Here is a 13,628-nt window from a genome sequence, read left to right as displayed (position 1 = left end):
TCAGATGACGCTGATGGTCGATCGCGCCGGTCAGGTGCTGACTCCGGCTGTGCGTGCCGAGCTGCGCGCCAGCCAGACCAGGTGATGTAAGTGTCGGACCCCAGATGGAACAGCGGCGGTTGGGCTCCCCCACCTCAGCCTGAGCCTCACCCTCAGCCCCCACCCCAGTCGCGGCTGACTCCCGACCCCGCTTCGCCCGTCCGCCCGTACGCCGTGACAGGTGGACGGACGGCGCCACGGGTCAAACTGGCTATGGAGGCCCTGGTGTCCTCGGCGACGGCCGAGCAGCGGGAGTTCTCCCACATCACACCGGAGTACCAGGCGATCAGCCAACTGTGCCGGCAGGTCCGGTCCGTGGCGGAGGTGTCGGCGCTGCTGCGGATCCCGCTCGGCGTGGTGCGCGTGCTGATCGCTGACATGGCCGCCGAAGGTCTGGTTCGCGTGCATCAGCCCCAACTGGACGCCGGAAGGCCGGACGTAAATCTGCTCGAAAGGGTGCTAAGTGGACTTCGCAGGCTCTAGTCCCGGTCTCACCTCGACGAAGATTGTCGTGGCCGGTGGTTTCGGGGTGGGCAAGACGACGTTCGTCGGGGCGGTGTCGGAGATCATGCCGTTGACGACGGAGGCGGTGATGACCGATGCGTCGGCGGGGATCGATGATCTGGGTATGACGCCGTTGAAGTCGACCACGACTGTGGCGATGGACTTCGGCCGGGTGTCGCTCGATCGCGATCTGATCTTGTATTTGTTCGGGACTCCCGGGCAGCATCGGTTCTGGTTCATGTGGGACGACCTCGTACGCGGTGCCATCGGTGCGGTCGTGCTGGTCGACACCCGTCGTCTGGCCGACAGTTTCCCCGCCATCGACTATTTCGAAGAGGCCCAGCTCCCGTTCGTCGTGGGCGTCAACGGCTGGGACGGCCAATATCCCCACAGCGACGCCGAGGTGCGCGACGCCCTGACCCTGGCCCCCCACATCCCCTTGGTACGGCTGGACGCCCGCTCCAAAGACTCCGTCAAAGGCGCGCTGATCAACCTCGTCGAGCACGCGCTCTCGGTGCGGATGGCCGTGCCCGGCTGGGGCGGCTGACCGCGCCGGGGCCGCGGGCGCTCGTTGACTCGCGGCCGATCGCCTGATCACAATGGCTCCCGCCGAACCTTCGCAGGAGCACCATGTCCCGTGGCCGCACCGCATGAACGTGAGGAACCCGATCACCGGGCAGACCGACCGGTCGCTCGCCCCGATCCCGGCCGACCGGCTGGCCGCCGTCGCCGCCGGGCTGCGCGAGCGGGCCCCCGCCTGGCTCGACGCCGACCGAGGCGCGGTCCTGTCCCGCTTCGGCGCCGCGCTGGCTGATGACGACGACCTCCTCGCCGCCCTCGTGGCCGACACCGGCAGGGTGGCCGAGTCGCTGCTGGAGCGCCGGCTCGTGGCCGGGCTCATCGACCGATGGGTACGCCAGGCGCCCGCACTCCTCGCCCCGCCCGCCGAACGTCCCGCCTCCCTGCCCGGCGTCTTCGTGGCGGGCGACGCGGTGCCGTACGAGCTGGTCGGGGTGATCAGCCCGTGGAACCTGCCGCTCCTGCTCGGCCTCATCGACGCCGTCCCCGCGCTGGCGGCCGGGTGCGCGGTGCTGGTCAAGCCGAGCGAGGTGACGCCGCGCTTCATCGAGCCGCTGATGAGGCTGGTCCCCGCCGAGTTGCCACTCGGGGTCGTCGAGGGCGACGGCGAGACCGGGGCCGCGCTCGTCGGCCTGGTGGACGCCGTGGTGTTCACCGGCGGCGTCGAGACCGGCCGCCGGGTGGCGCGCGCCACGGCCGACGCGTTCGTGCCGGCGTTCCTGGAGCTGGGCGGCAAGGATCCGGCGATCGTGCTGGCCGGGGCCGACCTCGACCGGGCCGCCGCGGCCGTCCTGTGGGGCGGCACCGCCAACGCCGGTCAGTCCTGCCAGTCCATCGAGCGCGTCTACGTGGCCCGCGAGGCGCACGACGAGTTCCTCGCGCGGCTGGTGGCCAAGGCCGGGCAGGTGGGCCTGACCTGCGAGGGCGGCCCGATCGGCCCGCTCATCCGGCCGGGCCTGGACGACGTCGTCGCCGCCCACCTGGCCGACGCCGTCGCGAAGGGGGCCGTCGTGCACACCGGCGGCCGGATCGAACGGCACGGCGGCGGCCGCTGGTGCCGCCCGACCGTGCTGTCCGGGGCCGACCACACGATGCTGGTGATGACGGAGGAGACGTTCGGCCCGGTGCTGCCGGTCATGGCCGTGGACGGGCCGGACGAGGCGGTCGCGCTGGCCAACGACTCCGCGTACGGGCTGTCGGCCGCCGTCTTCGCCGCCACGGAGGAGCGGGCGCTGGCCGTCGCCGCCCGCCTGCGGGTCGGCGCGGTCAGCGTCAACGACGCCGCGCTGACCGCGCTCGTGCACGAGGGCGAGAAGAACTCCTTCCGCCTGTCCGGGCTCGGCGGCTCCCGCATGGGCACGGCCTCCATCGGCCGGTTCCTGCGCCGCCGGGCGTTCCTGGTCAACCGATCTGACGCCGCCGACCCGTGGTGGCACACGACGAAGGAGTAGCCCGGATGGGACTTCGCGCCGACATGCCGGTGCTGGCCAGGCACGAGGGGGAGTGGGAGGGCGAATACGTGCACCTCGGCCCAGGCGGCGACCTGCTCGACCGCCACCGGGTACGGATGACCTGCGCGATCCTCGGCGACGCCGCCTACCACCAGACCAACCGCTACACCTGGGACGACGGGCGTGAGGAGGTGCACGAGTTCCCCGGCGTCTATCTCGGCGACGGCCGCTGCGCCTTCGACACCGAGCGGCTCAAGGGCGAGTTCTGGGAGGTCGACACCGGCACGATCTACCTGACCTGGCGGTACAAGGGGCAGGACCTGCGGCTGTTCGAGCTGATCGTGCTCAGCGACGACGGCCGCTCGCGCAGCCGGGTCTGGCAGTGGCTCAGGGACGGGGTGTGCGTGCGGCGCACGCTGATCGACGAGCGGCGGGTGGGCTGAGTGACCGCCTGGAAGGCGCTGGCCCTGCAGATGGAGACCAGGGCCGTCACCTCGCGGGCCGAGATCATGCCGGCCGTGGAGCGGGTGGCCGCCCGGATCGGGGCCTCCAAGGCGTGGCTCGGGCCTGAGCTGCGTCTGGTGGTGCTGCCGGAGTACGTCCTGACCGGCTTCCCCCTGCGGGAAGGGCTGGCCGAGTGGCGCGACCGGGCGGCGCTCGACCCCGACGGGCCCGAATACCGCGCGCTGGCCGCGGTCGCCGCCGAGCACGGCGTGTTCCTGTGCGCCAACGCGTACGAGCGGGATCCGCACTTCCCCGACCTGTTCTTCCAGGCGACGGTCATCCTCTCGCCGGCGGGTTCGGTCGTGCTGCGCTACCGCAGGCTGCACTCCCTGTTCTCGCCCACCCCGTACGACGTGTGGGAGCGCTACCTGGAGATCTACGGGATCGACGGCGTGCTGCCGGTGGCGCGTACGGAGATCGGGAACCTCGCGGTGGTGGCCTCGGAGGAGATCCTCGTGCCCGAGCTGGCCCGCGCGCTGGCCCTGCGGGGCGCCGAGGTGTTGTGCAACCCCACCTCGGAGGCGTCGTCCCCGGCGCTCACACCCAAGGCGATCGCGCGGCGGGCGCGGGCGGTGGAGAACCTGGCGTACGTGGTCTCGGCCAACACCGGCGGCCTGTCCGGCACGGCGATCCCCGGCGACTCCACGAACGGCGGCTCGGAGCTGATCGACCACGAGGGACGGGCGCTGGCCCAGGCCGGTCCGGGGGAGTCGCTGGTCGCCGCCGCCGAGCTGGACCTCGCCGCCCTGCGCCGCGCCCGGCTGCGCCCCGGCCTGGGCAACCACCTCAGCCGGGTCAAGACGGGACTGTGGGCGCAGGAGTACGCCCGCCACGACGTCGAGCGCCCGGCGGCGGGCGTACCCGATCGCGCCTGGCTGCGGACGCGGCAGCAGGACACCATCGACCGCCTGCACGGCTGACACCGCCCCCCGGAAGGAGGAGCGAGGTCAGCCGTCGGCGGTGCGCGCACTGGTGTGCCAGCCGAGCACCGCCCGCTCCACCCGCAGGAACGCCGCGTTGAGCACGATCCCCAGCAGCCCCAGCAGCACGATGCCCGCCCACATGGCCGGGATGTCGAACTGGCTCTGCGCCTCCAGCATGCGGTGCCCGATGCCCTCGCTGCTCCCGACCAGCTCCGAGATGATCATCATGATCAGCGCCAGCGACACGCTCAGCCGCAGCCCCGCGAAGATCTTCGGGGCGGCGGCGGGCAGGATCACCCGGGTGAGCCGCTGCCAGGGATCGAGGCGGTAGACGGTGCCGGTCTCGATGTACTGGCGGTCGACGTGCCTGGCCCCGTCCATGGAGTTGATCAGCACCGGCCAGATGACTCCGTACACGATCGAGGCCAGCTCCATCGGCGTGCCGATCTTGAACAGCACCAGGAAGACCGGCAGCAACGTGGCGGGCGGCACCGAGCGGCCGAAGTGCAGCAGCGGCTCCACCAGCCCCGACAGCCAGTACGACCGCCCCAGCGCCACCCCCACCAGCACCCCCGCCGCGCACGCCATCGCCCACCCCGCGAACAGCCGGCCCAGGCTGGGCAGCAGGTCGGCGACGGCCTCGTCGGTCAGGAACGCCTGCGAGAGCGGCCCCGAGAACCACATCTCGTGCAGCCGCACCACGATCAGCGACGGCGGCGGGAAGTACGCGGCCCGCGCCGACCGAGTGACCAGCTCCCAGACGATCAACGCCACGGGCGGCAGCCAGTACCACGCCAGCCGGCGCGCCACCTCGCCCGCCCGGTACCGGCCCCGCCGCACCACGCTCACGCCGCGCCTCCCGTACGGGCGTGGTGCCACCGGAACACCCGCCGCTCAGCGGCCGTGAACAGCAGGTTGGCCGCCAGCCCGATGAACCCGGCCCACACGGTCGCCGCGAGCATGCGGTCGAGCCGGTTCGCGCTGCCCGCCAGCGACAGGAACGCCCCGATCCCGCCCCCGCCGGGCGCCAGCAGCTCCACGCTCACCGCCACGATCAGCGTGACCGACACCGCGATCCGCACCCCGGTGGCGATGAACGGCGCCGCGCTCGGCAGGCTCACCCGCAGCACGACCGACAGCGGGCCGAAGCCGAAGCCGCGCAGCGTCTCCTTGGCCAGCGGGTCGACGTCGCCGAGCCCGTACATCGTGTTGATCAGCAGCGGCCACGAGCACGTGTAGACGACCAGCGCGACCTTGGCGTCCTGCCCGGCCGGGAAGAGGAACACCGCCAGCGGGATCAGCGACACCGACGGGATCGGCCGCAGGAACTCCACCAGCGGCCGGGCCGACCGCTCCATGAACGGCACCGTCCCGAGCAGCAGCCCGGCGGGCACGGCCACCGCGACCGCGATCGCCAGCCCGGTCGCGCAGGCCGCCAGCGTGGCCAGCACGTCCGCACGGAACCCGGCGTCGAGCGGCAGCCCGGCCGCGGTGGCGAGCACGTGCGAGGCGTACGGCAGGAAGCCGGGCAGGAGTCCGGCCCGCCCCGCCAGCTCCGCGACGGCGAGGAACCCCACGACCCCGATCACCCCGAGCGTCCCCCGCCCGAGCACGCGGCGGGTCACCCGCCGCCGTCCGGCCTCCGGCTCGGCGACCAGTTCCTGCCCGGTCATCCGCCGAGCGTCGCGAAGAGCCGCGCCACGTCCACCTTCGCCTTGAGGTAGCCGTAGCCGTGCAGCAGGTCGGCCAGCCTCTGCACGCTCGCCCTGTCGGCCTCCATCGAGAACCTGCCGAGCGTCATCGCCGCCGCCGCGTCCGCCGGGATCTGCGTGTACGTCGGCACGACCGCGTCGATGGCCTTCCTGTCCTCGCCCGCGATCTTCTGGGCCTTGGCCAGCGCGCGGTGGAAGGCGGCGGCCGTCTTCGGGTTCCTGGTCAGCCAGTCCTCGGAGACGCCCCACCCGTCGATCGGCACCCCGGCCGTGACGCCGTCGGTGGTGTCGATGACCTGCGTGGCGCCGCTCTTCTTGGCCGCCGTCAGGAACGGCTCCACCAGCCAGGCCGCGTCCACCTGACCCGAGGACAGCGCGCCGAGCTGGTCGGCGAACTGCACCGGCACGTACTTGACGTCGTCCGGCTTGAGCCCGGCCGCCTGGAGGTGGGCGTTGGTGAGCGTCTGCCCGAGCGCCTGGAGCACGTTGACCGCGATCGTCCGGCCCTTGAGGTCGGCCGCGGTCCTGATCGGCGAGCCCTTGGCCACGACGACGCCGGCCACGTTCGGGGCGGCCTCCTGGCTGTGCTGGAACAGCTTGAGCCGCGCCGCGCCCGAGTCGTTGATCGCCATCAGGGACACGTAGCTGGTGAGGAAGGCGTCCATGCTGCCGTTGAGGATCTTCGGCATGACCGCCTGCGGGGCCTGGATGATCTCCGTCTTGACGGTCAGGCCCTCTTCCTTGAAGAAGCCGCGCTGCTCGGCGATGAACAGCGGCGCCGACGACGGCACCGGCACCACGCCGACCAGGAGCTGGGTCTTCTCCAGCCCGCCGGACGACGTGGCGCCGCCCTGCTGCCCGCCTCCCGCCCCTCCGCACGCGCTGAGCGTCAGCGCGACCGCCATACCCGCGACTACGATCCTGGCCAGCTTCATCGCCACTGCCTTTCTTGGCCGGTCATCAGGTGAGGGAGGCTGGGGGAGAGGTCAGCGGCGCACGGCCTCGATGAGGTTCGCGCCGGAGCCGAGTTCGACGACCTCGGTGAGCGCGAGCCCGGCCCGGCCGAGCAGGGCCGCGTACTCGTCGTGGCTGCGCTCGGTGCCGCCGTTGAAAATCGCCAGCATCCGCATGTCGATGTCCTTACCCAGGTGCGGCTCCTCACTGTCAGGGAGCACGACTTCCAGGACCAGGACGCGCCCGTCGGGGTTCATGGCGTCGCGGACGTTGCCGAGGATCTTGAGCGCGTCCTCGTCGTCCCAGTTGTGCAGGACGCTGGCCAGCAGGTAGACGTCGCCTCCGGCGGGCACCCCGGCGAAGAAGTCGCCGGCCACGACCTCCGCCCGGTCGGACAGGCCCTCGTCGGCCAGTGTGCGCCTGGCGTGGTCGGCCACGTGCTCCAGGTCGAAGAGGATGCCGCGCATGTGCGGGTTGGCGTGCAGGACGGTGGCCAGGATGTGGCCCTTGCCGCCGGCCACGTCCACCATGGTCGCCCCGGCAGGGAAGCGGTAGCGCTTGGCCAGTCCCTCGGTGAAGGGGATGGCCCTGGCGGTCATGTAGTCGTCGAACAGGCTGCTCGGGCCGGGGTTCGCGGCGAGGTGGCCGTACAGGTGGCCGTAGCGCTTGACGAACGCCGAGCTGCCGTCGCGTACGGTGGCGGGCAGTGTGCCCATGGCGTACCAGAAGCTCTCCTCGCCGAGCATGCGGATCGACGAGCGGACGGAGCCGGGCGCGTCCGACCGCAGGGCCATGCCCTTCTCGGTCAGGTCGTACGCGTCGGGCCCGGCGACCTTGACCACGCCCATGGCGGCCAGCTCACGCAGGACCCGGCGCAGCGAGGGGGCGTGTGCCCCGGCCCGGCCGGCCAGCTCGGCGGTGTCCAGCGGACCGTCCGCGAGGTGGTCGGCCAGGCCCAGCTCGGCCATGGTCAGCAGGGCCGCGAAGCGCGAGATGTCGCCCACGGCCCCCCACAGGAGGTCATCGGAATGCGGCATGTGTCCTTCCAGGGAGGTCAAGGATTGCGGGTGGCGTGCCGATGCCATACGAGCACGCGGCGCTCGGCCAGCACGAACAGGGAGTTGGCGACGTAGCCGAGGACGCCGAGCAGCGTGATGGCCGCCCACACCCCCGCGCCGTCGAAGCTGCGCTGCGCCTGCAGGAGCTGGTAGCCGATGCCGTCGCTGCCGCCGATCAGCTCGGTGATCACCATGAGGATCAGCGCCAGCGACAGGCTCAGCCGCAGCCCGGCGAAGATCTTCGGCAGGGCGGCGGGCAGGACGACCACCCGCAGGCGCTGCGCTCTGCTCAGGTTGAAGACGGTGGCCGTCTCGATATAGGTGCGGTCCACCGCCCTGACACCCTCGATCGAGTTGAGCAGCACCGGCCAGATCACGCCGAACACGATCGTCGCGAGCTGCGTGGCCAGGCCGCCCCACGGGGCGGGCAACTGGATCACCACCAGGAACACCGGCAGCAGCAGCGGCGGCGGGATCGAACGGCCGAACTCGATGAGCGGGTCGACGTAGTCGGTCGCCGTACGCGAGCGGCCGAGCAGCACGCCCGCCACGATCCCGATCACGGCCGCCAGGATCCAGCCGCCGAACATGCGGCCGAGGCTCGGCAGGATGTTGTCGATCGCGTCGTCGGTGAGGAACACCTGGCCGGCCGGGCCGGAGAACCACAGCTCGTACATGCGGACCACGATCGTCGTGGGCGGCGGGAAGTCGGTGTCGCCGGCGGCGAGCGCGAGGACCTCCCAGATGGCCAGCACGAACGGGATCACGAGCAGTCTGGTGAGGAGCGTCACGACTCCGTCGCCCCCGTCCGCATGCGGTGCCAGTGGAACAGGCGGCGCTCGCCGGCCAGCAGGGCCGCGTTGGCGAGTACGCCGAGGAGCCCGGCCCAGCAGGTGGCCGCCATCATGAGGTCGGTCCTGTTGCCACTGCCGGCCACGTTCACGTAGACGCCGATCCCGGAGACGCCGCCGGCCAGCAGTTCGGCGCTGACGGCCAGGACGAGCGCGATCCCGGCGGCGATCCTGACGCCCGTCGCCACGAACGGGGCCGCGCTGGGCAGGCTCACCCTGGCCAGCACCGCCAGGGAGCCGAAGCCGAAGCTGCGCAGGGACTCCTTGGCCAGCGGGTCCACGTCGCGCATGCCGTAGAGGGTGTTGATGAGGATCGGCCAGATCGAGGCGTACACGATGACCGAGACCTTCATCAGCTCGTCCACCGGGATCAGCAGGATCGCGAGCGGGATGATCGCCACCGAGGGGATCGGGCGCAGGAACTCCAGCACCGGCCGGATCGCGTGCTCCAGCGGCGTCAGCGCGCCGAGCAGCACGCCCAGCGGGACGGCGACGACGATGGCGAGGAGCAGGCCGAGCGCCCAGTTCGCGAGGGTCGTGCCCACGCCGGTCACGAACTCGGCGTCGGCCGGCAGGCGCACGGCCTCGAACACGATCGTCGAGGGCGCGGGAAAGCTCATTTCCTCGCCGACGCCGAAGCGGATGAACAGCTCCCCGAGAACGAGGAACCCCGCAGCGCCGGCGGCGCCGCGGAGCAGCCGTGCCTTGGTCATCCGCTCGCTGCGGGGGCCGCCGCGATCACGGACTTCACGTCGATCGGGCTCTTGAGGTAGCCGTACTCGAGCATGAGGTCGGCGACCTTCTGCAGGCGGTTGGAGTTCAGCTCGCTGGGGTAGGCGCCCAGGGTGATCACCGAGGCCGTCTTGGCGTCGATCTTCGTGTACTTCGGCAGCGCGGCCTCGATCTCCTTGCGGTCACTGGAGGCGACCTGCTGCGCCTTGGCGATGGCCCGCTGGAAGGCGGCCAGCGTCTTGGGGTACTTCTGCGCCCATTCCTCGGTCGCCATCCAGCCGGCGATGGGCAGGTCGGCCGTCTGCCCGGTCATCGTGTCGGCCAGTTTGCGGAAGCCGTGCTGGCTCTGGTTGGCCGTGATGAACGGCTCGGTGATCCAGCCCGCGTCGGCCTGGCCGCCGACGATCGCGTTGCCCATGTCGGGGAACGCCTTCTCGACGAACTTGACGTCTTCGGCCGTGAGACCGGCGACCTTGAGCTGCGTGGTCACCGCGAGTGTGGCAATGTTGTTCAGGTTGTTCACCAGAATGGTCTTGCCCTTGAGGTCCGCCACCGTCTGAATCGGCGAATCCTTGGGCACCATGATGTTGAACGTGTTCGCCGCGGCCTGGTACATGTCGGCGACCAGCTTGATCTTCTTGCCCTGGCTGACAGCCACGAACGTCGAGACGTAGTTGGTCTGGGAGATGTCGAGGGAGCCGTTCTCGATCTGCGGCAGTGCCGCGGCACCACCGGTGATGATGGTCGGCTGGACCGTCAGACCCTCTTCCTTGAAGTAGCCCTTGGCATTGGCGATATAGAGCGATACGGGGTCGGGAATGGGCAGGGCCCCGACCTTGATGGTGGTTTTCTCCAAGCCCTTGCTGTTGGCGGATGTGGTGGCGGGGTCCTCAGATCCACCGCAACCGGCAAGGGTGAGAGCGACTGTGACGCCGACGACAATGGCGTGACAGCGCAGTTTGCGTGTCATCGGGGGGGTTCTCCTACCAGGGGGAAGCTTCTGGAGATCGGCACAGGATGCCGGGCGTGAAGCGTACCGGAGGGGAGATCCAAACGGGAGCGCTATGCCTTGTTTATGCACTTTATCTGCTAAATATGACTATCAGCCGCCATTGATGTAAATCACAGGCCCAAAGTGTGTTTAATGACCGAATGTCCGGATCGATGCGCCGGTTGCGCTCCGTGTCCGGGGGTTTGCCACGTGAACAATGTGCGGCTTGGAACGGTTGAAAACGCCCGAGACGTTGGCCTAACTATGAGGTTTGTGCTCAAATTGGGCCTCGAACTTGCCTGCGATCACTCGTCCATGTGACGTAGCCGCTGAGACCCCCTGCAACAGTCATGGCGAGAGGGTGCCACCAGTGACGACAACGACGACCGGCCCCGGTCGTGGCAGTGCTCCGGACGTGCCGGAACAACCTGCCGTCGGTACGGCGCCACAGGCGGCGCACCCACCCCGGTCGGGCAGTCCGTTCGCGTTGCGTAACTGGCGCGTCCGCACTCGTCTCATCGCCCTCATCGCCATTCCCACCATCGTGGGCGTCATCCTGGGCGGGCTGCGGGTCAGCGACTCGATCAGCAGCGCCCAGCAGTACCAGCTCATCGGCGACGTCGGGAGGCTGGTCACCCAGCTCGGCGAGCTGTCCCGCGACCTCGGCCTCGAACGTGACCTGGCCGCCCGCTACGTCGTCTCCGGCAAGGGCGGCTCCGAGGCGGGCAAGCTCCAGAGCCAGCACGAGATCGTGGACGCCAGCCTCACCCGTACCAGGGCCGCCGCGCGGGCGGCCGAGGCGTCGCTGAGCGACCTGGGCCGCCGGACGCTCGACCGGATCGAGGACCGCCTCGGCCAGCTCCCGTCGCTGCGCGACACGGTCGACAAGTCGCTGCTGCCGCCGCTGCCGACGGTGGAGAAGTACTCCGAGGTCATCGCCGACATGCTGCTGCTCTACGACGAGCTCGGCCAGGGCTCCACCGACGAGCAGCTCACCGCCACCGCCGCCGCGCTGCGCTCCATCGCCCGCGCCGAGGAGGAGGCGTCGAAGCAGCGGGCACTCCTGACGATCGCCCTGGTCCGCGGCTCCTTCGAGGAACCGGAGTTCACCGCCTTCCTCGACGCGCGCTCCCGGCGCGAGAGCGACAGGATCGCCTTCGAGGCGGTCGCCACGGCCACCCAGCGGCAGGACTTCGACAACACGGTGGCCAGCCAGCGGATCGGCCGCGCCGAGTTCTACATCGCCCGCGCCGTGCTGCTCAACAACGAGGGCCAGTCCCTGCGCCGCCTCGACAACTCCACCACCCGCGACGTCGACCGCTGGTTCGAGTCGATCTCCGAGACCGTCGACCGGCACCACCAGATGCAGAAGTCGCTGTCGGAGCAGGTGGCCACGCGCGCCGCCGACGTCGCGAGCGGCGACAGGCAACTGGCCGCCGTCAACATCGGCCTCGTGGCGGCGCTGCTCCTGCTGGTCCTCGCGATCACCGCCCTCATGGCGAGTTCGCTCGTCCGCCCGCTGCGCCGCCTGCGCGGCGACGCACTGAAGATCGCCGGTCACACGCTGCCCGACCTCGTCCGCCAGCTCCGCAGTGCCGACATCGACCCCGACCAGCTACGGGTCCCGCCCATCGAGATCAACTCCAAGGACGAGATCGGCGAGGTGGCGCGGGCCTTTGACGAGGTGCATCGTGAGGCGGTGCGGTTGGCGGGTGAGGAGTCGCGGTTGCGGAGCAATGTGAACGCGATGTTCGTGAACTTGTCGCGGCGTAGTCAGACGTTGGTGGAGCGGCAGATCACGTTGATCGATGGTCTGGAGCAGGGTGAGCAGGATGAGCAGCGGTTGGGGAACCTGTTCAAGCTGGATCATCTGGCCACGCGTATGCGTCGTAACAGTGAGAACCTGTTGGTGTTGGCGGGTCAGGATCCGCCTCGGCGTTGGAGCCAGCCGGTCAAGCTGGTCGACGTGGCCCGCGCCTCCCTGTCGGAGGTCGAGAACTACGAACGCGTCGTCCTGGAGGTGCCAGAAGGCGTCTCCATCGCCGGCCAGGCCGTCAACGACGTCATCCACCTGCTCGCCGAGCTGATCGAGAACGCCCTGTCGTTCTCGCCGCGCGAGACCCGCGTCCCGGTCTCCGGCAGCAGGATCGACGGCGGCGGCATCATGCTGTCCATCAGCGACTCCGGCATCGGCATGACCGCCGAGGAGCTGACCCAGGCCAACGAGCGCCTGAGCGACGCCCCCACCGTGGACGTGTCCGTCTCCCGCCGCATGGGCCTGTTCGTGGTCGCCAGGCTGGCGCACCGGCACGGCGTCCGGGTGCAGTTACGCCCGCACGGCTCCGGCGGCCTGACCGCCATGGTCCTCATGCCCGAGTCGCTGCTCGGCGCGCAGACCCCCTCGTACGCCGGCGCCGCGCCCGCAGGCTCCAGGGAAGAGGCGTTCCCCACGCCGCAGCCGGCCGCGGCGAGCGCGTGGCCCGCCTCGTCGTTCCAGCTCGGCCCCGGGCACCCGTCCTATCCTTCGTACCCGTCGGAGCCCGTGTCGGCGGGCGGGTCCTGGCCGTCCGCGCCCGTCTTCCCCTCCGCCGAGCCGCCCCCGCTCCCCGCGGAGGCCGCCGGCTGGATGTCGGCCGACTCCTCCAACGACGTGTGGGTCCCCTCGCGCGGGTCGATGACCGGCGACGGCGGGCTGCCCCAGCGCGGAGCGCCCGCCGACGATACCCGGCCCTGGACGCGTACGCCGGAGCCGCCGCCCAACCGCTTCGACTTCCCCGAGACCGAGCTGGCCGCGACCGGCCCGATGCCCGCCGTCATGCCCGCCACCGGCGGGGACGAGTACCTGCCGATCTTCGCCTCGGTGGAGTCGGCCTGGTTCGACCACGGCGCCGAGGCCAACGCCACCTGGGGTTCGGCCAAGGCCGACGCGGGCTGGAGTGCGGCGGAGGCGGCGGTGGAGCCGGTGCGTGACGGTGCGACGGCGGCGGGGCTGCCCAAGCGGGTGCCGAAGGCGAACCTGGTGCCAGGCTCCGCCGACACGGTCTCGGCGCCCAAGGGCGTCGCCCCCATGCCGGCGGTCTCTCCTGACCGGGTGCGCAGCCGGCTCTCCAGCTACCAGCAGGGCTTCCGAGCCGCGCGCGACGACATCAGTGGGGGCAGGACATACGGGTCCGGCCCCAGGAATGACAGTAGGGAGGAGGGCGCGTGAACGACCTGAGCCACGCGGCACGCGGGGTGGACTGGCTGATCACCGACTTCGTCAGTACCGTTCCGGGGGTCGCGCACGCGGTGGTCGTGTCGTCTGACGGTTTGCCGTTGGCGGCGTCGGCG

Annotated in this window: 14 protein-coding genes; 7 read left to right on the top strand and 7 right to left on the bottom strand. The window is 70.8% G+C overall.

What is annotated here, in order from left to right; all coding sequences use genetic code 11:
- Nucleotides 1-174: 174 nt before the first annotated feature.
- The 5 genes from ABD844_RS16670 (at nucleotide 175) to ABD844_RS16650 (ending at nucleotide 3,997) form a co-directional block, all read left to right on the top strand.
- Nucleotides 175-522, top strand: a complete 348-nt coding sequence (locus ABD844_RS16670) for a DUF742 domain-containing protein (RefSeq protein ID WP_168022238.1) — start codon at nucleotides 175-177, stop codon at nucleotides 520-522.
- On the top strand, nucleotides 503-1,090 hold the full coding sequence (locus ABD844_RS16665; protein ID WP_344877846.1) for a GTP-binding protein: 588 nt from the start codon (nucleotides 503-505) through the stop codon (nucleotides 1,088-1,090). Before ABD844_RS16670 ends, ABD844_RS16665 begins: the two co-directional genes overlap by 20 nt.
- Nucleotides 1,091-1,199: 109 nt before the next feature.
- The gene (locus ABD844_RS16660; RefSeq protein ID WP_344877844.1) at nucleotides 1,200-2,573 is read left to right on the top strand and encodes an aldehyde dehydrogenase family protein; all 1,374 of its coding nucleotides are present in this window, start codon (nucleotides 1,200-1,202) and stop codon (nucleotides 2,571-2,573) included.
- Nucleotides 2,574-2,578: 5 nt separating this feature from the next.
- Entirely contained in the window at nucleotides 2,579-3,016 is a 438-nt protein-coding gene (locus ABD844_RS16655) for a DUF3598 family protein (protein WP_344877842.1), read from the top strand.
- Nucleotides 3,017-3,997, top strand: coding sequence for a nitrilase-related carbon-nitrogen hydrolase (locus ABD844_RS16650; protein ID WP_344877840.1), 981 nt, complete (start codon nucleotides 3,017-3,019; stop codon nucleotides 3,995-3,997).
- Nucleotides 3,998-4,024: 27 nt separating this feature from the next.
- On the opposite strand, the gene ABD844_RS16645 is transcribed toward ABD844_RS16650, so the two are convergent.
- The 7 genes from ABD844_RS16645 to ABD844_RS16615 all read right to left on the bottom strand — a co-directional run bounded on the left by ABD844_RS16645 (nucleotide 4,025) and on the right by ABD844_RS16615 (nucleotide 10,277).
- A complete protein-coding gene (locus ABD844_RS16645) occupies nucleotides 4,025-4,849 on the bottom strand; it encodes an ABC transporter permease (RefSeq protein WP_344877838.1) in 825 nt (274 codons plus the stop codon).
- Nucleotides 4,846-5,673, bottom strand: coding sequence for an ABC transporter permease (locus ABD844_RS16640; RefSeq protein WP_344877836.1), 828 nt, complete (start codon nucleotides 5,671-5,673; stop codon nucleotides 4,846-4,848). The genes ABD844_RS16645 and ABD844_RS16640 overlap by 4 nt, the downstream gene beginning before the upstream one ends.
- Nucleotides 5,670-6,617 (bottom strand): ABC transporter substrate-binding protein, encoded by a 948-nt coding sequence (locus tag ABD844_RS16635; RefSeq protein WP_344877834.1) that lies wholly within the window; start codon nucleotides 6,615-6,617, stop codon nucleotides 5,670-5,672. Before ABD844_RS16635 ends, ABD844_RS16640 begins: the two co-directional genes overlap by 4 nt.
- Before the next feature lie 81 nt (nucleotides 6,618-6,698).
- Nucleotides 6,699-7,703 carry a methyltransferase gene (locus ABD844_RS16630; protein WP_344877832.1) on the bottom strand — a complete coding sequence of 335 codons (1,005 nt, stop codon included), beginning with the start codon at nucleotides 7,701-7,703 and terminating at the stop codon, nucleotides 6,699-6,701.
- A gap of 17 nt (nucleotides 7,704-7,720) precedes the next feature.
- Nucleotides 7,721-8,515 carry an ABC transporter permease gene (locus ABD844_RS16625; RefSeq protein WP_344877830.1) on the bottom strand — a complete coding sequence of 265 codons (795 nt, stop codon included), beginning with the start codon at nucleotides 8,513-8,515 and terminating at the stop codon, nucleotides 7,721-7,723.
- Nucleotides 8,512-9,288, bottom strand: a complete 777-nt coding sequence (locus ABD844_RS16620; RefSeq protein WP_344877828.1) for an ABC transporter permease — start codon at nucleotides 9,286-9,288, stop codon at nucleotides 8,512-8,514. The genes ABD844_RS16625 and ABD844_RS16620 overlap by 4 nt, the downstream gene beginning before the upstream one ends.
- Nucleotides 9,285-10,277, bottom strand: coding sequence for an ABC transporter substrate-binding protein (locus tag ABD844_RS16615; protein WP_344877826.1), 993 nt, complete (start codon nucleotides 10,275-10,277; stop codon nucleotides 9,285-9,287). Before ABD844_RS16615 ends, ABD844_RS16620 begins: the two co-directional genes overlap by 4 nt.
- Nucleotides 10,278-10,668: 391 nt before the next feature.
- On the opposite strand from ABD844_RS16615, the gene ABD844_RS16610 reads away from it, so the two are divergent.
- Both ABD844_RS16610 and ABD844_RS16605 read left to right on the top strand, forming a co-directional pair.
- Nucleotides 10,669-13,506: a sensor histidine kinase gene (locus tag ABD844_RS16610; RefSeq protein ID WP_344877824.1), complete on the top strand. Its 2,838-nt coding sequence runs from the start codon at nucleotides 10,669-10,671 to the stop codon at nucleotides 13,504-13,506.
- Nucleotides 13,503-13,628 (top strand): roadblock/LC7 domain-containing protein (locus ABD844_RS16605; RefSeq protein ID WP_344877848.1); only part of this gene is annotated, 126 nt, incomplete at its 3' end. The genes ABD844_RS16610 and ABD844_RS16605, both read left to right, overlap by 4 nt.

The organism is Nonomuraea antimicrobica (assembly GCF_039536965.1).
Taxonomy (GTDB): Bacteria; Actinomycetota; Actinomycetes; order Streptosporangiales; family Streptosporangiaceae; genus Nonomuraea; species Nonomuraea antimicrobica.
The sequence above is the reverse complement of the archived record's forward strand: the minus strand, read 5'-3'. Positions and strand labels throughout refer to the sequence as shown.